The following is an 18,995-nucleotide window of genomic DNA, read 5'->3' on the forward strand; positions in this document are numbered from 1 at the left end:
ACATGCGTGTCCACCTCCACGATCTGCTCGACGAGCAGGCCCGCCGGCACCCGAACCGGCCGGCGCTGACCGACAGCAACCGCACGGTCCGGTACGCCGACCTCTCCGAGCGCGTGCACGAGCTCGCGGCCGGGCTGCACGCCATCGGCCTGGACCGCGGCGACCGGGTCGCGGTGCTGCTCGACAAGCGGATCGAGACGGTCGAGTCCCTCTTCGCCACCTCGGCGGCCGGCGGGGTGTTCGTCCCCGTCAACCCGCTGCTGCGGCCTCCGCAGGTCCGGCACGTGCTCGCGGACTGCGGCGTCCGGGTGCTGGTGACCTCGACCCAGCGCTGGCAGGCCCTCGCGGCCGAGCCGGGCCTGCCGCCGACCCTGGAGCAGGTACTGCTCGTCGACGACGCGGGGGAGGCCCGGCCGGCCCACTCCCACGGTCCGGCGCTGGTGCCCTGGTCGGAGGTGCTCGCGGCCGGGCGCGGGTCCGCGCCGGCGTCGTACCGCGGGGTCGAGGGCGACCTCGCCGCGATCCTCTACACCTCGGGCAGCACCGGCCGCCCGAAGGGCGTGGTGCTCACGCACCGCAACCTGATCGTCGGCGCCGAGAGCGTCAGCGGCTACCTCGGCAACGGGCCCGAGGACGTGATCCTGGCGGCGCTGCCGCTCAGCTTCGACGCCGGCCTCAGCCAGCTGACGACGGCGTTCGCCGTGGGTGCCCACGTGGTGCTGGTCAACTACCTGCTGCCCGGCGACGTCGTCCGGCTCTGCGTCGAGCACGGCGTCACCGGCCTCACCGGGGTGCCGCCGCTGTGGACCCAGCTCGCCGCGGCCAGCTGGCCGGCGGAGGGGATCCGGCTGCGCTACGTCGCCAACACCGGGGGCCGGCTCCCGCGCGCCACCCTGGCCCGGCTGCGCGAGCTCTTCCCGCAGGCGCGGCCCTACCTGATGTACGGCCTCACCGAGGCCTTCCGCTCGACGTACCTCGACCCCGACGAGGTCGACCGCCGGCCCGACTCGATCGGGAAGGCGGTGCCGGACGCCGAGATCCTGGTGCTGCGTCCCGACGGGACGCCCGCCGGGCCCGGCGAGGAGGGCGAGCTGGTGCACCGCGGCCCGCTCGTCGCGCTGGGCTACTGGAACGACACCGAGCGCAGCGCCGAGCGGTTCCGCCCGCTGCCCGGGACGGTCGCCGGCTGGCGGCCGCCCGAGCTCGCCGTCTGGTCGGGCGACACGGTGGTCGCCGACGAGGAGGGCTTCCTGTTCTTCGTCGGCCGCCGCGACGACATGATCAAGACCTCCGGCTACCGGGTCAGCCCGACCGAGGTGGAGGAGGCGGCGTACGAGACCCGGATGGTGGGCGACGCGGTCGCGATCGGGGTCGAGGACGAGCGGCTCGGCCAGCGGATCGTGCTGATCGTCAGCCCGCGCTCCGAGGCCGACGCCGACCTCGCGGACACCGGCCCGCTGCTGGCGCTGCTGCGGCGCCGGCTGCCGCTGTTCATGGTGCCCGCGGAGATCCGGGTCCGCGCCCAGCTCCCGCGCTCGCCCAACGGCAAGCTCGACCGGGTCCTGCTCAAGGAGGAGGTCTCGTGACCGCGCAGACCATGCCCGAGGCGGCCCCCGTCGCCCGGCACCTCAACCGCTTCGGCACCGCGGGGGGCCAGCTGCTCGTCGGCGGGATCGAGCTGGAGCGACTCACCGCCCGGGTCGGGTCGACGCCGTACTTCGCCTACGACCGGTCCGCCGTGATCGCCGCGGTGGCCGCGCTGCGCGCCACGCTCGACGGCGCCGTCGAGATCGGGTACGCCGTCAAGGCCAACCCGATGCCGGCGCTCGTCGGTCAGCTGGCCCGCGTCGTCGACTGGCTCGACGTGGCCTCGGCCGGCGAGATGACGACGGCGCTCGACTCCGGGAAGTCGCCGGACCGGGTCACCTTCGCCGGGCCGGGCAAGACCGACGCCGAGCTGGCGATGGCGGTCGCCGCCGGGGTGCTGATCGAGCTGGAGTCGGCTCGGGAGGCGGCCCGGGTGCTGCGGGCCGGCGAGGCGATCGGGGTCCGGCCGCGGGTCGCCGTACGCGTCAACCCGGACTTCGCCGTGAAGGGCTCGGGCATGCGGATGGGCGGCGGACCCCAGCAGTTCGGGGTCGACGTCGAGGAGGTGCCGCACCTGCTGGTGCTGCTCGCCGACCTGGACCTCGCCGTGGAGGGCTTCCACCTCTTCGCCGGCTCGCAGAACCTGCACGCCGACCTGGTCCGCCAGGCCCACGAGCGGACAGTGGACCTGCTGCTCGACCTGGCCGACCGGCTCCCGGAGCCGGTGCGCTACCTCAACGTCGGTGGCGGCCTCGGCATCCCGTACGCCGATCGCGACCGGCCCCTGGACCCCGAGGAGGTCGGCCGCCCGCTGGCCCGGCTGGTCCAGGAGCGGGTCCGGCCACGGCAGCCCGACGCCCGGGTGGTGCTGGAGCTCGGTCGCTACCTGGTGGGGGAGGCCGGCGTCTACGTCACCCGCGTTGTGGACCGCAAGGTGTCCCGGGGCCGGACCTACCTGGTCGTCGACGGCGGCATGCACCACCAGCTGGCCGCATCCGGCAACCTCGGCCAGGTCATCCGCCGCAACTACCCGATCGTGGTCGGCAACCGCCTCGACCGCGACGAGCGCGAGACCGTCGACGTGGTCGGTTGCCTGTGCACCCCGCTCGACGTCCTCGGCGACCGGGTCGAGCTCCCGGTCGCCGACGTCGGCGACCTGGTCGTGGTCTTCCAGGCCGGTGCCTACGGCCGGACCGCGAGCCCCCAGCAGTTCCTCGGGCACCCGGCTCCGGCCGAGGTCCTGGTCTGAGTCCTGGTCCGAGTACTGGTCTGATCCGTCCCGTCGTCGAAGGAGACTCCCGTGTCCCACCCCGTCACCCGCCCCGACCTGGTCCCGCAGGTGCGCGGCGTCCTGGTGCGCGTCCTCGGCATCGAGGAGCGCGAGCACCTCCTCGACGCCTCGACCCCGCTGCTCGGCGAGCTCCCCGAGCTGGACTCGCTCGCTGTCGTCGAGCTGGCCGTCGCCCTCGAGGAGGAGTTCGACATCGTCGTCGACGACGCCGACGTGACCGGCGAGCTGTTCGCCACCGTCGGCAGCCTGGCCGACTACGTCGCCGACCGGACCGGCGGGCCGTGACCACCCTGGGCCCGGCGGCCGGGTTCGTCGCCGTCACCGTCGGACCCGGAGCAGTCCACGAGCTGGGCGGTCTCCTCGACCGCGGCCTGGACGTCCTCGACGTGCCCGCCGACCGCTCGTGCACGGGGACGGTCGCGTTCGCGACCTGGGGCGACGCTCGGCCGCCGGGACCCGAGCGTGCCCTCGTCCTCACCGCGGAGGCGCGCCGCCACGAGCAGGCCCTCACCGCCGCCCACGTGCACCGGGCCCTGATGACCCCCGACCTCCCGTTGCTGGCTCAGGTGCTGCCTCCGTTCGCGGCCGTCACCCGCGACGGCGTCGACACGGTGCTCGCGGTGGTCGACCCGCTGGGGATGCGCCAGCTCTACGTGCGCCGCGGCCCGCGGTGGTCGGCGGTCTCGACGTCCGCGCGGGTCCTCGCCGGCCTGCTGCCGGTGGGATTGGACCTGGAGGCGGTCGCGGTGCAGAGCCGGCTGGGCTGGCAGCTCGGCCGCCGCACCCTGTTCGCCGGCGTCGAGCAGGTGCCCGCCGGCAGCCTGCTGCGGCTGTACGGCGGCACCGTCCACCGCCGCGACACCCGCTCGCCCGAGCAGCTCCGGCCGGTCGGTCCGGCCGGACCCGCCGACGCCGCCACGACGGTCGCCGAGACCCGCGACCTGCTGCGCGACTACCTGGCGGCGTACCTCGACGACCATCCCGACCCGGTGCTCCAGCTCACCGGCGGCCAGGACTCCCGGCTGCTGTTGTCGGCGATCGACCCGGCCCGCCGCCGCGGGCTGCGGGTGCTGACCCTCGGGGTGCCCGGCAGCCCCGATGTCGCGATGGCGGCCGAGCTGGCCCGGCGCGAGGGGATGCGCCACGAGGTGCTCGACCTGACCGGCCTCGACGTACTCGCTCCCGAGGAGGCCTGGGCGCTGACCGCGACGGCGGCCGGAGCCCTCGAGCTGGCCGCGGACCCGGTGGCCCGCGCCGCGCTGGACGTGGCCGAGAGCCGGGCTCGGCCCGGCGCGCGCCTCTCCGGCCTCGGCGGCGAGGTCGCCCGCGGCTTCTACTACCTCGGGACCGGTGCGGATGCGCCCGTGACCACCCGGCGCGCGCACCGGCTGGCGCGCTGGCGGATGTACGTCAACGAGGCCGTCGCTCCCGACATGCTGGCCCCCGAGTTCGGTGCCTGGGCGCAGCAGTTCGCCCTCGACGAGGTGCACCGGGTGCTCGCCGCGTCCGGGGACCCCTGGTTCGCCGCGACCGACCGGCTCTACCTGGAGGAGCGCATGCAGCGCTGGGCCGGGGCGACCGAGACCGCCGTGTGCCAGCGCACGGCCGTGGCCAACCCGATGCTCGACGACCGGTTCGTCGCAGCCGTGGGCGCGCTGGCACCGGCCGACAAGCGCGGATCGCGCTTCCTCGGCCGGCTCTCGGTCACTCTCGACCCGGGGCTGGCCGACCTGCCGCTCGACGGGCGGCCATCGCCGCGCAGCTACGCGGAGGCCGGCTGGGGCGCCGCGGCCGCGCGCGCGCGGGCGACCGGCGCCGCCGCGGGCCGCAAGGCGGCGCAACGGCTGTCGGGTGGGCGACGGGCACCGGCCGGCGGGGGAGCCCTCGCGGGCGGGGTCGCGGCGTACTGGCGGCACCGTCCCGAGGTCCTGGACCCGGTCCGCAGCACCGGCCTGCTCCGCGAGGAATGGCTCGACCGGGTGGTCTCGGGCGCCGTCGTACCGGACCCGGCGAGTACGGCGTTCATGGTGAATGTCACCCTCGCCACCACGGTGGCGAGCGTCCGCCCCGCATCAGGCGCATCACCCATTTGAGGGAGTAAGTAGTTACTCGGGCTCCGGCCTTGGCTACGTTCCGCCGCGAGGCAGGGACCTTTTGCCGGTCCCTGAGCGTGGGTCGACCTGACTCGCGGATTCCACCGACCAACACCGCCCGGAGCGTGCTGACCTCGGCCTGCCCCGGGCCGGAGTGTCATGCAAACCACATCCCCCATCCACCGAAGGCGGACCCGACTGCTGCCGGCCGCGCTTGCCGCGGTCGCACTGGTCGTGCTCGTCGCGCTGCTGCCGGGTGCCGGCGTGGCGTCCGCCGATTCCCCCGCCGATGCGGCTGCCGCGACCCCCACCGCTGCAGCCGCTCTCGCACCCGCACTGGCGGCCGTGTCCTCCGCTGCCGAGCGACGCGCCCGTCCTCGGATCGCCAACGCGGCGAACACCGGCGTGCCCGCCCGCCAGAAGCTGCGGCCCTACCGCGGCTCCTGCACGATCACCCGGGACAACACCCGGATCGTCGGGCGGCACGTCACCTGTGACCTCGACATCCAGGCGTCCGGTGTCGTCATCCGTCGCTCGCTCGTGCACGGCACGATCGGCAGCAGCGGCGATCGCGGCGACAGTTCCTTCCGCCTGATCCGCTCCACCGTCGACGCCTCGCCCACCGGGTCGCGGATGGTGACCGTCGTGGGTGAGGTGCGCTTCCGCGTGGTCGGCTCCGAGATCCGCGGCGGCAACCGCAGCATCAACTGCTGGGACCGGTGCACGATCCGGCGCACCTGGGTGCACGGGCAGGACACCGACGCCAGCGGGCAGACCCACGAGTCCGGCATCCGGATGGGTACCAACGGCCGGTTCCTCTACAACCGGATCAGCTGCGACGCGCCGAACGTCGCTCCCGACGCCGGCTGCTCGGCCCCGTTGACCGGGTACGGCGACTTCGGCCCGGTCCGCAACAACCTGGTCGAGCGCAACCTGTTCGTCGCCACCACCGGTGGCACCTGCGCCTACGGCGGATCGTCCGGCGGCAAGCCGCACTCCGACAGCGCCTCCGGGATCCGGTTCATCGGCAACCGGTTCCAGCACGGCAGGTCCGGCAACTGCGGCTACTGGTCCGCGGTCATGGACTTCGACCGCTCGGCACCCGGCAATGCCTTCACCGGCAACCGCTGGGTCGGCGGCGGGCGGGTGCAGGCATGAGCGCCGCGCACCGCAAGGTCCCGGCCCCTCGGCCCGCCGGTCGTCGCCGCTCGCCGGTGATCGTCGCCCTGCTGGCGACCGCGCTCGTCGTCTCCGGCACGATCACCGCCTACGCGGCCGTCGTCCAGCAGGATGCGGCTCCGTCCGCCGCCCCACCTGCCGGGTACGGCATCTTCCCCGCGAGCCTGGTGCCCGACTCGGCGGTCGACACCGACACCGACGCCGCGACCCTCGGGGTGAGCTTCTCGACCAGCGTCCCCGGCGTCGTCACGGCCGTTGAGGTCTATCGCGGCCGCGGCGGCGCGGTCCCCGAGGACGGCACGCTGTGGTCGTCGAGGGGGACGCGGCTCGCGAGCGCCGAGTTCGCCGCGTCGTCCACCGCCGGCTGGGTGACAGCCACGCTGTCCGAGCCGGTCCGGCTCGAGCCGGGCCGTCGCTACGTCGCGTCGTACGACGCCCCCCGGGGCGGGTACGCCGGCGACAACTGGCGACTCGACCCCGACGCGCCGGTCGTGAACCGGGCCCTCACCGCGTGGCAGGGCGTCTACGGCCGCGACGGTGCGGTGCCGAGGCAGACCTACCGCGACTCGAACTACTACGTGGACGTGCTGTTCGCGCCCGACGAGGACTCCGGCACCCCGGGTCCGAGCCCGACGGATCCGACCGACGAGCCGAGCAAGAAGCCGACGACGTCGCCGACCGCCAGGCCGACCACGCCGACCACGGGGCCGACCACGCCGACCACGGGACCGACGTCCCCGACCACGCCGCCGTCGTCCACGCCGACCTCGACGCCGACCTCGACGCCGACGTCCCCGACGTCGACTCCCACCCCGTCCGGGTCGGCCACGCCGAACCCCACGACCACACCGGACCCGGACGGCTTCCCGGACGCGGCCAACACGGGCGTACCGGCCGGCACCGCGCTCACGGCCTACACCGGCCCCTGCACGATCACGGCGGCCAACACGGTCATCGACAAGAAGACCGTCAACTGCAGTCTCGAGATCCGCACCACGGGGGTGCAGATCAAGAGCTCGGTGATCGAGGGGACGGTCGGCAACGACGAGAACACCTCGGGTCGTTCGTTCACGATCACCGACAGTGAGGTACGGGTCGGCAGCCGCGCCGGCACCGGCATCGGCTCGCGCGACTTCGTCGCCACCCGGGTCGAGGTCACCGGCGGCAACCGCTCGGTGAACTGCTGGATGAACTGCACGATCCGTGACTCGTACGTGCACGGTCAGTTCCGGGACGCCACCGGGACCTACCACGAGTCCGGGATCCGGATGGGCGCCGGCTCGACGATCACCGGCAACACGATCGTCTGCGACGCGCCGACCGTGCCACCGGACGCGGGCTGCTCCGCGGGCCTGACCGGGTACGGCGACTTCGCCGCGGTCCGGGACGTGCTGGTGCAGGGCAACCTGTTCCCGCCCTCCACCGGCGGCACCTGCGCCTACGGCGGGTCCTCGGGCGGCAAGCCGTACTCCAGCCAGGCCGCGAACATCCGCTTCCTCGACAACGTGTTCGTCAAGGGATCGGGCGGGAAGTGCGGTTACTGGGCCCCGATCATGGACTTCAACAGCTCGGCGCCGGGCAACGTGTGGTCCAACAACGTGTGGCAGGACGGGGGTCAGATCCGCCCCTGACCAGTTTTGGGGAAAGTCGATCCCGCTCCAGCTGAGCGGGTCGGGCGGGCTCGCAGGGTGTGGCCATGGCACACACGACCACCCCTGCGGGCCCGCCGCACGTCCTGATCATCGTCCAGAACCTGCCGGTCCCTCTCGACCGCCGGGTGTGGCTCGAGTGCCAGGCACTGCGGGCGGCCGGGTACGACGTCTCGGTGATCTGCCCGAAGGGCCCCGGCGATCCCGCCCGCGAGCGGATCGACGGCGTACGGGTGTTCAAGTACCGCCCGGCCCCCGAGGCCTCGGGGGCGCTGGGCTACCTCGTCGAGTTCGTCTACAGCTGGGTGCGCACCGCGCTGCTGTCGCGCAAGGTCTGGCGCGAGCAGCCCTTCCAGCTCCTCCAGGCCTGCAACCCGCCGGACACCTACTGGGCGCTGGCCCGGCTGTGGAAGCGTCGCGGGGTCCGGTTCGTCTACGACCAGCACGACCTGAACCCGGAGCTGTTCCTCTCCCGGTTCGGCGAGCCCAGCGGGGGCGCCGGCCGCGCCCAGCTCGGCCTGCTGCGGTGGCTGGAGTGGATGACGTACCGCACCGCCGACCACGTCGTGTCCACCAACCGCTCCTACCAGCGCATCGCGATGGAGCGCGGTCGGCGCAGCGCCTCGGACGTCACCGTCGTGCGCAGCGGTCCGGACACCCGCACGATGCGCCCGGTGCTGCCCCGGCCGGACGCCCGCCAGGGGGAGCGACACCGGCTGGCCTACCTCGGGATCATGGGTCCGCAGGACAACGTCGAGGTGGTCCTGGAGGTCGTCCACGAGCTGGTGCACGGCCGCGGCCGGTCCGACGTCGAGGCCGTGCTGATGGGCTTCGGCGACTGCTACGACGACCTGGTACGCCGCAGCGGCGAGCTCGGGCTCGACGACGTGGTGACCTTCACCGGCCGGGTCGGCCTGCCGGCCATCGCCGAGCAGCTGAGCGCCTCCGCCGTGGGGTTGTGCCCCGACCGCAAGACGCCGCTCAACGACCTCTCGACCATGAACAAGACGATGGAGTACATGGCCTACGCGCTCCCGTCCGTGGCCTTCGACCTCGCCGAGACCAGGGTCTCCGGCGCGGACGCCTGCCTCTACGTGCCCTCCGGCGACGTCGCGGCCTTCGCCGACGCCGTGGAGCGGATCCTCGACGACCCCGAGCTGCGCTGCCGGATGGCCCGGACGGCCCGCACCCGCGTCAGCGAGGAGCTCGACTGGCGGCCCCAGGCGGCGGCGTACGTCGGGGTCTACGACCAGCTGACCGGCCGCGACCTCCAGCAGATCCCCCGCGACGACGGTGCCACCGCGTTCGTCGACGTCGACTCCGACGAGGAGCTGGCCCGCTTCGTCCTCGCCCGGGGCCCGCTCCCCGCCGTCCACCGCGACCACGCCCTCGGCGCCTGAGCGCGTAGCCGGACGGGTGGACGCTCGTCGCCTCGGGGCAGCTCAGGCGGCACGGCACCCCGGGCAGAGGACTTCCACCCGTCCGGCTACGGCCGCTTCGATCACGGTCTGCACCTCCAGGGGGTGAAACATCACGTCGTCCCAGGAGAAGCGCAGCACCAGCCAGCCGGCGACCACGAAGGCGTTGTAGCGGCGCGCGTCGCGGGCCAGGGCGTCGCGGCCACCGTGCCACTCGAAGGAGTCCGCCTCCATGATGACCCTCAGCCGCTCGTCGACCAGGTCGGGTCGGCCGAGGAAGTCCGGGTCCCGGATGCTGATCTGGGGTTGGACGGCCAGGCCCGGGACCCGGCTCGCGATCCCGCGCAGCACCGACTCGAACGGGTTCGCGGCTCGCCCGTCGGCCGCGCGAGCGACCGCGAGCACCTGGGGAGCCCCGGGCCCCCGCGCGTCGCGCCCGATCGCGCGCAGCCGCGCGGGTGGAAACCCCGCGCGCAACGCCGAGTCGGCGACGGCCAGCGCACTGTCGAACGGCTCGGTGCGCAGGCAGTCCAGCAGAGTCCGGTCCTTGCTCGTCGCGATGCCGTCCACGTCGTCGGGACCGAGGTCGACGTAGTGCAGCACGACACCGTCGCCCTGCCCGGGCCGAAGTCTTCGGCTCGACCTGACGGTCACGTGCGGCCGCTCCGGCACCGTCTGGACCGCCCATCCCCAGTGCTGGGCGGCGCTGAGCCGCGAGACCACTCCGGTCAGCCGGTGGGCGGCGGCCACTGCCTCCTCGACCGCCGGGAGCGCGTAGCGTCCGCGACCCAGCCTGACCACGCCGCCTGCCGCGAGCGCCCGGTCGACCTCGCCCCGCGAGGTCGCGGCGATCAGCGATCCGCGAGTCGCGACCCCTCCGAGCTCGACCAGCACCTCGACGACCGACACCCGACCATGGTCGATGCTGAGCGGACCCGGCGCGACCGGCCCTCCACAGGGCGCACCACCGGCCGAGGCGTGCGTAGCCGGACGGGTGGAAGTCCTCCACGCCGGGTGCCCTACCGCCTGAGCTGCGCCGAGGCGACTGGCTTCGACCCGTCCGACTCCGTACTCACTGCGCGACCTCAGCGGACCACGCTCGGGGACCAGGCCTGCTCGATGAAGACCGCGGGCTCGGCGTCGGCGGCGACGTCGAGGGACCACACGTCGGTGACGCCTGCCTCGTCGTCGCGGGGCACGCCGTAGAGCACGGTGTCGTCGTCGAGCCACTCCAGCTGGTCGTCGATGCTGCGCTCCTCGCCGGTCAGCACGGTGCGCTTCCCGGTGGCGAGGTCGAGGACGGCGGGGGTCCAGCTGCGGCCCTCGCCACGACGGTCGGCCTGCTTGAACGCGACCCGGGTGCCGTCGGGAGAGAGGGACGGGCACTCGACGTCGGCGGCGACGGTCTCGATGGTGCGGTCCTCGAGGTCGCCGCGGGCCAGGTAGGTGCGTCCGCGGGTGCCGACGGTGACGTAGAAGGTGCGGTCGTCGTCGGCGAACGTGACACCCCACAGGTTGCGGTCGCGCGGGGCGGCCTTCTCGCCGTCGATCTCCAGGGCGAAGTCCTCGAGGTTGCCGAGATCGTCCCCACCGACCCGGCGGATCTCGGTGGCGGTCGAGAAGCCGTGCGAGAGGTAGGAGTGGCCGCTGACGAACGCCGTCGTCGCGACCAGGCTGCCGTCGGGTGAGAGCCGGGTCCGGCTCGGCAGGCCGGGCAGCGGCGCGGACCCGGTCTCGGCCCAGGCGGTGTCGAGCTCGAAGGCGTCGTACGACGTCACGACGCCGCGGCCGGTCCGCAGGCAGGAGCGGGCGGTGGCGGTGACGTCGATCCGGTCGCACACGACGTCGGTGAACGCGCGCGGCCCCGACGCGTCGGCCAGCGGGACCGTGGCGACGACGCCGTACTCCCGGTCGACGCCGGTGTGCCGGAAGGCGACGAGCGGACCGTCGGTCGGGCTGGGGACCGCGGTCGGGACGCTCGGGGGCGTGCGCTCGCGGGCCTCGCTGTCGGCGCGCTCGTGGAAGGCGTACGCCGTGCTGCCCCCGAGCACCGCCGCGCAGAGCCCGACGAACCCGGCCAGGCGGATGCGGCTGCTCATCGGGCCGGCACCGGCGTCAGCACCCGCAGCGCGACCGGGACCACCAGGACCAGGGCGGCCGCCACCCCGAGCAGCGCGGCGGTCGGCCCGGCCAGGAGCCAGAGCACGCCGAAGCCCACGGCCGCCACGAGCCGGGCCAGCGCGACCGCGGTCTGGGCGAGGGCGATCCCGCTCGCGCGCACCCGGGCCGGCACGGACTGCCCGGCGACCGCGGCGAGCACCCCGTCGGTGGCGGCGTAGAACAGGCCGAGCAGCAGCACCGTCGCGAGCGTGCCGACGACCACGGACCCACCGGCGAGCAGGCTCGCGCAGACGTAGGCGGCGGCGAGGGCGAGATGTCCCAGGACCAGCACCCGGGCCCGTCCGAACCGGTCGGCCAGGCGACCGAGCGGCAGCGCGAGCACGAGGTACGACGCGCTGGTCGCGACGTACAGCACCGGGAACCAGTGTGCGGCGAACCCGCCCGACTCCAGCAGCACCAGGTAGACGAAGCCGTCGCCGACCGTCAGCAGGCCGAGCGCGCCGGCCACCGCCGTCACCCGGAGCAGCTCCGGGGTGGGCACGTCGCGCCAGCGCACCCGGGCGGGCTTCTCGGCGACGGGCACCGGCGGGCGGGCCACGGCGCCGGCGCCGGCGGGCACGAACAGCGCGAGCAGCGCGACGCCGAGCACGGCGAACGCGAGCGAGAGGACCATCACCGAGCGGTAGCCGCCGGGGATCAGCCAGAGCACGACGAACGCGAGCACCGGTCCGATGAAGGCGCCGACGGCGTCCAGGGAGCGGTGTACGCCGAAGGCCCGCCCGAGGTGCTCGGGATCCGCGTCGGCGGCGATCATGGCGTCGCGCGGCGCGGTGCGGATCCCCTTGCCGACCCGGTCGGCCGTGATCACGGCGGAGATCGCCCCCAGACCGGAGGCGAAGGGCAGCAACACGCGGGCGGCGGCCGAGGCGGCGTACCCGCTCAGGGCCACCCACTTCGGCCGGCCGGTGCGGTCGGCGGCCCACCCGGCGCCGACGCGGACGAGGGCGCTGACCCCCTGGTAGAGCCCCTCGACCACGCCGTACGCCGCGGGGGAGAGCCCCACGACGACGGCGAGGTAGAGCGGCAGGATCGCCGAGACCGACTCCGAGGAGATGTCGGTCAGCAGGCTGACGAACCCGAGTACGACGACCGTGCGGCCCACCGGCCGGCCGGACGGACGGGCGTCGGGCTCGGAGGTGTCAGCGGGAACGGTCGGACCGGCCGCGGGCCGGTCCCGCAGCGAGAGATACACGGCCGGTCACCGGGACCCGGGACGGAGCTGGACGGAGGGGACCCGGCCGGGGCAGCTTCCCGGCCGGTCCGGCCGGATCCCTCTCCGTGCCTCCAGCACAGCGCACCTGAAGGCCACGAGGGGTCCGCGGCCGCCGGGTTCCCCGAAATCGGGGAGCCGACGGAGGTCGAGGGGGGCAGGCACCTCAGGACACCCGGTGCACCGTCGGAGGCTGCCACTCCAGGCTGAAGGCCAGGCCGACCGCGGCCAGCTGGGAGCTCACCTCCAGCTTGGCCAGGATCGACTTCACCTGGGTCCGCACGGTCGCCTCGGAGACGACGCTGAGCCGGGCGATGTCGCGGACGGGGTGTCCCGCCATCAGGTGCCCGAGCACCTCCCGCTCCCGCGCCGTGAGCTCCTCGAGCCGACGCCGGCGCTCCTGACGGTCCTGCCGCTCGTGGTGCCACAGCGCGAGCAGGTCCTCGCGCTCCTGGACGTCCATCACCGGCAGTCCGTGGTTGATCCGGCGCACCACGGCGAGGATCTCCTGGAGCGGCTGGGCCTTCGACATGGTCTTGCGCGCCCCGTAGCGCACGCACTCGCCCCAGCGGGCCCGGTCGAGGGACGCGGTGACGACCACGACGTTGGCGCCCATCCGGGCGATCGGGTTGATCAGCCGGGTGCCGTCCCCGAAGGACCCGAGGTCGAGGTCGAGCAGGACGATGCGCGGGCGCACCCGGGCGACGCTGGCCAGCAGGCTCGCGGTCGTGGTGGCCGAGGAGGGAACGGCCAGGCGCTGGACGTCGTACCCCTCGATCGACAGGGCGATCTCCAGGGACTCCGCGAAGAGGGTGTGGTCCTCGACGATGAGGGTCCGGGTGCCCGTGCTGCCGCGGGTCACGACGCGAGCCGTTCGAGCGCCGGGAGGGTGATGACGAACGTCGTGCCGACGGCCGAGGGCGCCAGCACCAGGGAGGCGCCGGCATCGTTGAGCAGCCGGCGGGCGAGATGGAGTCCGATGCCCTGCCCGCGTGAGTCGTTGCCGTGCCGGCCCCAGGTGAAGAGGTCGCCCCGGACCTCCGGTGCGACCCCGGGTCCGTCGTCGGAGACGATGATCTCGACCCGGTCCTCCACGGCGCGCACCCCGAGCCGGGCGGCCGCCGACGGGGCGTGCTTGCGGGCGTTGTCCAGGAGGATGTTCACCGCCTCGGCCACGTCGTCGGGGTTGCCGGAGGCACGCAGTCCGCTCGGGACCCAGGCCACCGGATGGCCCACCGCCTCCTGGGCGACCACCAGCGGCGTCAGGGTGTCGTCGAGGTCGACGACCGCACGGGCCGTCCGGGCCGACCGGGTGGGCGGCGGCGCCGGGGGTGAGAGCGGCGGCACCGCTTCCGGCTGCTGTTCGCGCTGCTTCATGAGCAGCCTGGCCAGTCGTGCCGACTCGCGCTCGAGCATCTGCTCCAGGCGGACCTGGTGGGGTGGCGTGAGGTCGACCCGGCGCCGGATCAGGCTGGAGGCGGACGCGATGCCGGCGATGCTGTTGGTGATCTCGTGCAGCCGGGCCCGCTGCTCGCGCAGCCGCCCCTCGGCGTCGGCGAGCTGGTCGCTGACCCGCTCCAGGCGGGCGATCTGGGCCCAGATGCTCAGGCGCAGGGAGCCGGCCGTGACCCCGACGAGCAGGACCGTCGCGGCGATGCCGCTGCCGACCGTGATCAGTCCGGCGACCGCAGTGTCCGTCGGTTGGCAGGTGGCCGCCCGGTTGAGCACGAAGAGCAGTACGGCGAAGGTCAGCCGGGCCGTCGCCCAGGCGGGCAGCCCTCGCGTCCGGGCCAGTCGGAGCGCGACCACGACGCCGACCACCGCAGTGCCCGCGTGCAGCACGAGCATCAGCCGACCGGAGAGGTCCAGTGCGGGGATCTGCTCGAGGAGCCGCAGGTGCAGCACCGTCAGGACCAGGCCGGCCAGCAGCCCCACGCCCAGGGGGTCGATCCGCCACCGCTCCCGGAACGGCGCGCGGGCCAGCGAGAGCAGGAGCAGGGCGAGCGCGATGTCGGCCAGCTCGACCAGGCTGCCCCGCTTCAGGAAGGCGTCCGGGCCGCCGAGTCGGATGATCGCCAGGCTGAGGCTCTGTACGCCCACCAGGGCGATGCCGAGACTGAGCCAGGCGTAGATCCGGTCGCCGACGACCTTGTACTGGATGTAGAGCGCTGCCGCGGCCAGGAGCACCAACGGTGCGATGGTCAGCTGACTGGCCGTGGCCGCCGCGCTCCAGGAGCGGACCTCCGGGTCCAGGCACCACATGAGTGCCGGCGGCGTGGCCGCCAGAGCGAAGACGAGGGCGCTTCCGCGCCAGTTCCAACTTTCTCCGGGGTACCGCATCGTGGCCATTTGTCCCCTCGCAAGACCTCTTGCGTTCCGGGTGCCCGGAACCCACCTGATCCGGGAGCCGTGCGACTCCTAGACCTCCCTCGGGGGGCCGCGTGCTCGACCCTCCGTATCCCCGTGGACGTCCCGATCCGTGCCACGACAAGGAACGTAGGACGGGGTAGGGGAGGCCGACAGCCATTCGATGGCGGATACCACAATTTGATTAGGCCTGAGAGACGCGACACGCCAAGCCGGTCTGGACGTCCGGATATCAGCATCCGCCCGAGCGGACTAAGAGGCATCCCCAAATTGCGTGGTCGTCGCGAGCAGTTCGTGGGGCGTCGTCACCCAGGCTGGGGATCGGGCCCGGGGATCTCCGCTTCCGCGACCCGTAGAATCGGCGTCGACCACCCCCTGTCATCCGTGACCGGGGGCTTCCGTGTTGTGTCGCCCCGAGGAGCATCCCCCGTGTCCAGCGTCGTGTCCCCTCCCCGCTCGCCCGCACTCGCGGGCCTGGCCGACGCGGTCCTGGCCGACGCCACGCTCAGCGGTGCCCTCGACGACGCCCGTGGTGCCCTCGTCTCCACGCTCGACCTCACCGCCCCCGAGGCGATGCGACCGTTCGTGGTCGCGGGGCTGGTCCGGGCCGGTCGCGCGGTCCTCGCGGTGACCGCTACGTCGCGCGAGGCCGAGGACCTGACCGCCGCGCTCGCCGACCTGGTCGACCCCGACACCGTCGCCTACTTCCCGAGCTGGGAGACGCTGCCCCACGAGCGGCTCAGCCCCCGCAGCGACACCGTCGGTCGCCGGCTGGCCGTGCTGCGCCGGCTCTGCCACCCCGGGGTCGCGACCGGCTCGACCGCCGGGCCGGTCAACGGCCCGCTGAAGGTCGTCGTCGCTCCGGTCCGCTCGATCCTGCAGCCGCAGGTCAAGGGCCTGGGCGACCTGGAGCCGGTCGAGCTGGTGCCCGGCCAGACCGCTTCGCTCGACGACGTCGTACGACGCCTCGCGGACGCGGCGTACTCCCGCGTGGACCTGGTCGAGAAGCGCGGCGAGTTCGCGGTCCGCGGCGGCATCGTCGACGTCTTCCCGCCGACCGAGGAGCACCCGCTCCGGGTGGAGTTCTGGGGGGACGACGTCGAGGAGATCCGCTCCTTCTCGGTCGCCGACCAGCGCACCCACGAGCAGGTCGAGCGACTCTGGGCGCCGCCGTGTCGCGAGCTGCTCCTCACCGACGAGGTGCGCGCGCGGGCGGCCGAGCTCGGGCGCTCCCACCCGCAGCTCCTCGAGCTCACCGACAAGATCTCGAACGGCATCGCCGTGGAGGGCATGGAGTCGCTGGCGCCGGCGCTGGTCGACGAGATGGAGCTGCTCGTCGACCTGATGCCCACGGACACCCACGTCCTGGTCCTCGACCCCGAGCGGGCGCGCAGCCGCGCCCACGACCTGGTGGCGACCAGCGACGAGTTCCTCGGCGCCAGCTGGGCCGCGGCCGCCGGTGGCGGCACCTCCCCGATCGACCTGGGCGCCGCGTCGTACCGCAGCCTCGGTGACGTGCGCGACCACGCGCTGGGCCGGTCGCAGGCCTGGTGGACGGTGAGCCCGTTCGGCATCGAGACCGACGATGCGGTCGCGGACGGTCCGGCCGGCGTGCCGAGCCGGAGTCTCCCGATGAGCCCGGTCGACGCCTACCGCGGCGACGTCGAGAAGGCCATCAAGGACCTCGACGCCTGGCGTGGCGACGGCTACCGCACGGTCGTGCTGCACCTCGGCCACGGACCCGCGGAGCGGATGGTCGAGGTGCTCGGTGAGCACGACGTACCGGCCGCCCTCGACGGGGAGCCCACCCTCGGCACGGTCACCGTCACGTGCGGCTCGCTGACCCAGGGCTTCGTCGACGACACCAACCGGCTGGTGCTGCTCACCGGCGAGGACATCTCCGGACAGCGCGCCTCCACCCGCGACATGCGCAAGATGCCGGCGCGGCGCAAGAAGCAGATCGACCCCCTGGAGCTGTCGGCCGGCGACTACGTCGTCCACGAGCAGCACGGCGTCGGCCGGTTCGTGGAGATGAAGCAGCGCGAGGCCGGGGGAGCGGTGCGCGAGTACCTCGTCCTCGAGTACGGCGCCTCCAAGCGCGGCGGCCCGCCCGACCGGCTCTACGTCCCGGCGGACGCGCTCGACCAGGTCACCCGCTACGTCGGTGGCGAGCAGCCCAGCCTCGACCGGCTCGGCGGCGCCGACTGGAGCAAGCGGAAGAACCGGGCCCGCAAGGCGGTCCGCGAGATCGCCGCCGAGCTGATCAAGCTGTACGCCGCGCGCCAGGCCACCAAGGGCTACGCCTTCGGGCCGGACACCCCCTGGCAGCGCGAGCTCGAGGACGCCTTCCCGTTCCACGAGACGCCGGACCAGCTCACGACGGTCGAGGAGGTCAAGGCCGACATGCGCCAGGTCGTCCCGATGGACCGGCTGGTCTGCGGCGACGTCGGCTACGGCAAGACCGAGATCGCGGTGCGCGCGGCCTTCAAGGCGGTCCAGGACGGCAAGCAGGTCGCCGTACTCGTGCCGACGACGCTGCTGGTCACCCAGCACCTCTCCACCTTCGCGGAGCGGATGAGCGGCTTCCCGGTCGTGCTGAAGGCGCTGAGCCGCTTCCAGTCCGACAAGGAGGCCAAGGAGGTGATGGCGGGCGCCGCCGAGGGTTCCATCGACATCGTCGTCGGCACCCACCGGCTGCTGAACCCCGACATGCGGTTCAAGGACCTCGGCCTGATCATCGTCGACGAGGAGCAGCGCTTCGGCGTCGAGCACAAGGAGCAGATGAAGCGGCTGCGCACCTCCGTCGACGTGCTGTCGATGAGTGCGACGCCGATCCCGCGCACGCTCGAGATGGCGATCACCGGCATCCGCGAGATGTCGACGATCACCACCCCGCCCGAGGAGCGGCACCCGGTGCTGACCTACGTCGGCGCCTACGAGGACCGGCAGGTGATCGCGGCGATCCGGCGCGAGCTGCTCCGCGAGGGCCAGGTCTTCTACATCCACAACCGGGTCAACTCGATCGAGAAGGCCGCCGGCAGGATCAAGGAGCTGGTCCCCGAGGCGCGGGTCGCGACCGCCCACGGGCAGATGAACGAGAAGCAGCTGGAGCAGGTGATGCTCGACTTCTGGGAGAAGCGCTTCGACGTCCTGGTCTGCACGACGCTGGTCGAGTCCGGCCTCGACGTGTCCAACGCCAACACGATGATCATCGAGCGCTCCGACACCCTCGGCCTCAGCCAGCTGCACCAGCTGCGCGGCCGGGTGGGCCGGTCCCGCGAGCGGGCGTACGCGTACTTCCTCTACCCGGGCGAGAAGCCGATGACCGAGACCGCCCACGAGCGGCTCGCGACGCTGGCCCAGCACTCCGACCTCGGCGGCGGCATGGCCATCGCCATGAAGGACCTCGAGATCCGCGGCGCGGGCAACCTGCTCGGCGGCGAGCAGTCCGGCCACATCGCCGACGTCGGCTTCGACCTCTACGTCCGGCTGGTCGGCGAGGCGGTCAACGAGTTCAAGGGCGAGACCGAGCCCGAGCTCAACGAGGTCCGCATCGAGCTGCCGGTCGACGCCCACCTCCCGCACGACTACATCTCCTCGGAGCGGCTGCGCCTGGAGATGTACAAGCGGCTGGCCGAGGTCCGCCTCGACGAGGACGTCGACTCGATCCGCGAGGAGATGCTCGACCGGTACGGCAACCCGCCCCAGGTCGTCGAGTCGCTGCTGCTCGTCGCCCGGTTCCGGGCCCGGGCCCGCGCGGCCGGGGTCGGCGAGGTGACGATCGCGGGCAAGAACGTCCGGTTCGCGCCGGTGAGCCTGCCGGAGTCGCGCGTCGTACGCCTGATGCGGGTCTACCCCAAGTCGATCGTCAAGACCCAGGTCGACACGATCCTGGTGCCGCGCCCGCAGACCGCGGTCGTGGGCGGGCGCCCCATCGACGGGGTGGCCCTGCTTCAATGGGCCCGCAATGTGATCGACGACATCATCGACCCGCCCCCACCTGCCTCGCCCCCTTCCTGA

Annotated in this window: 13 protein-coding genes; 8 read left to right on the plus strand and 5 right to left on the minus strand. The window is 73.5% G+C overall.

What is annotated here, in order from left to right; genetic code table 11:
- Positions 1-2: 2 nt before the first annotated feature.
- From MUB56_RS09925 to MUB56_RS09955, 7 genes are all read left to right on the plus strand, one after another.
- The gene (locus MUB56_RS09925) at positions 3-1,586 is read left to right on the plus strand and encodes an acyl-CoA ligase (AMP-forming), exosortase A system-associated (protein WP_244931737.1); all 1,584 of its coding nucleotides are present in this window, start codon (positions 3-5) and stop codon (positions 1,584-1,586) included.
- The gene (locus MUB56_RS09930) at positions 1,583-2,836 is read left to right on the plus strand and encodes a pyridoxal-dependent decarboxylase, exosortase A system-associated (RefSeq protein ID WP_244931738.1); all 1,254 of its coding nucleotides are present in this window, start codon (positions 1,583-1,585) and stop codon (positions 2,834-2,836) included. Before MUB56_RS09925 ends, MUB56_RS09930 begins: the two co-directional genes overlap by 4 nt.
- A 51-nt stretch (positions 2,837-2,887) precedes the next feature.
- Positions 2,888-3,163: an acyl carrier protein gene (locus tag MUB56_RS09935; RefSeq protein WP_244931739.1), complete on the plus strand. Its 276-nt coding sequence runs from the start codon at positions 2,888-2,890 to the stop codon at positions 3,161-3,163.
- Positions 3,160-4,971 (plus strand): asparagine synthase-related protein, encoded by a 1,812-nt coding sequence (locus MUB56_RS09940; RefSeq protein ID WP_244931740.1) that lies wholly within the window; start codon positions 3,160-3,162, stop codon positions 4,969-4,971. The genes MUB56_RS09935 and MUB56_RS09940 overlap by 4 nt, the downstream gene beginning before the upstream one ends.
- A 159-nt stretch (positions 4,972-5,130) precedes the next feature.
- Entirely contained in the window at positions 5,131-6,129 is a 999-nt protein-coding gene (locus MUB56_RS09945) for a hypothetical protein (RefSeq protein WP_244931741.1), read from the plus strand.
- The gene (locus MUB56_RS09950; RefSeq protein WP_244931742.1) at positions 6,126-7,781 is read left to right on the plus strand and encodes a DUF4082 domain-containing protein; all 1,656 of its coding nucleotides are present in this window, start codon (positions 6,126-6,128) and stop codon (positions 7,779-7,781) included. Before MUB56_RS09945 ends, MUB56_RS09950 begins: the two co-directional genes overlap by 4 nt.
- A 65-nt stretch (positions 7,782-7,846) precedes the next feature.
- Positions 7,847-9,199 carry a glycosyltransferase family 4 protein gene (locus tag MUB56_RS09955; RefSeq protein ID WP_244931743.1) on the plus strand — a complete coding sequence of 451 codons (1,353 nt, stop codon included), beginning with the start codon at positions 7,847-7,849 and terminating at the stop codon, positions 9,197-9,199.
- 42 nt (positions 9,200-9,241) lie between these two features.
- On the opposite strand, the gene MUB56_RS09960 is transcribed toward MUB56_RS09955, so the two are convergent.
- The 5 genes from MUB56_RS09960 to MUB56_RS09980 form a co-directional block, all read right to left on the minus strand.
- The gene (locus MUB56_RS09960) at positions 9,242-10,126 is read right to left on the minus strand and encodes a DUF559 domain-containing protein (protein ID WP_244931744.1); all 885 of its coding nucleotides are present in this window, start codon (positions 10,124-10,126) and stop codon (positions 9,242-9,244) included.
- Between the two features lie 176 nt (positions 10,127-10,302).
- Entirely contained in the window at positions 10,303-11,316 is a 1,014-nt protein-coding gene (locus MUB56_RS09965) for a hypothetical protein (RefSeq protein ID WP_244931745.1), read from the minus strand.
- Positions 11,313-12,590: an MFS transporter gene (locus MUB56_RS09970; RefSeq protein ID WP_244931746.1), complete on the minus strand. Its 1,278-nt coding sequence runs from the start codon at positions 12,588-12,590 to the stop codon at positions 11,313-11,315. Before MUB56_RS09970 ends, MUB56_RS09965 begins: the two co-directional genes overlap by 4 nt.
- A 184-nt stretch (positions 12,591-12,774) precedes the next feature.
- Complete coding sequence (locus MUB56_RS09975) at positions 12,775-13,470, minus strand: response regulator transcription factor (protein WP_244931747.1); 696 nt, start codon at positions 13,468-13,470, stop codon at positions 12,775-12,777.
- A complete protein-coding gene (locus tag MUB56_RS09980; RefSeq protein ID WP_244931748.1) occupies positions 13,467-14,957 on the minus strand; it encodes a sensor histidine kinase in 1,491 nt (496 codons plus the stop codon). The genes MUB56_RS09975 and MUB56_RS09980 overlap by 4 nt, the downstream gene beginning before the upstream one ends.
- 447 nt (positions 14,958-15,404) lie before the next feature.
- On the opposite strand from MUB56_RS09980, the gene mfd reads away from it, so the two are divergent.
- Entirely contained in the window at positions 15,405-18,995 is a 3,591-nt protein-coding gene (mfd, locus tag MUB56_RS09985) for a transcription-repair coupling factor (protein ID WP_244931749.1), read from the plus strand.

The sequence above is a fragment of the Nocardioides sp. W7 genome (assembly GCF_022919075.1).
GTDB lineage: Bacteria > Actinomycetota > Actinomycetes > Propionibacteriales > Nocardioidaceae > Nocardioides.

Coding starts and splice junctions, on each gene's coding strand:
- MUB56_RS09955 (WP_244931743.1), top strand. CDS start 7,847: ATGGCACACACGACCACCCCTGCGGGCCCGCCGCACGTCCTGATCATC.
- MUB56_RS09950 (WP_244931742.1), top strand. CDS start 6,126: ATGAGCGCCGCGCACCGCAAGGTCCCGGCCCCTCGGCCCGCCGGTCGT.
- MUB56_RS09965 (WP_244931745.1), bottom strand. CDS start 11,316: ATGAGCAGCCGCATCCGCCTGGCCGGGTTCGTCGGGCTCTGCGCGGCG.
- MUB56_RS09980 (WP_244931748.1), bottom strand. CDS start 14,957: ATGGCCACGATGCGGTACCCCGGAGAAAGTTGGAACTGGCGCGGAAGC.
- MUB56_RS09925 (WP_244931737.1), top strand. CDS start 3: ATGCGTGTCCACCTCCACGATCTGCTCGACGAGCAGGCCCGCCGGCAC.
- MUB56_RS09945 (WP_244931741.1), top strand. CDS start 5,131: ATGCAAACCACATCCCCCATCCACCGAAGGCGGACCCGACTGCTGCCG.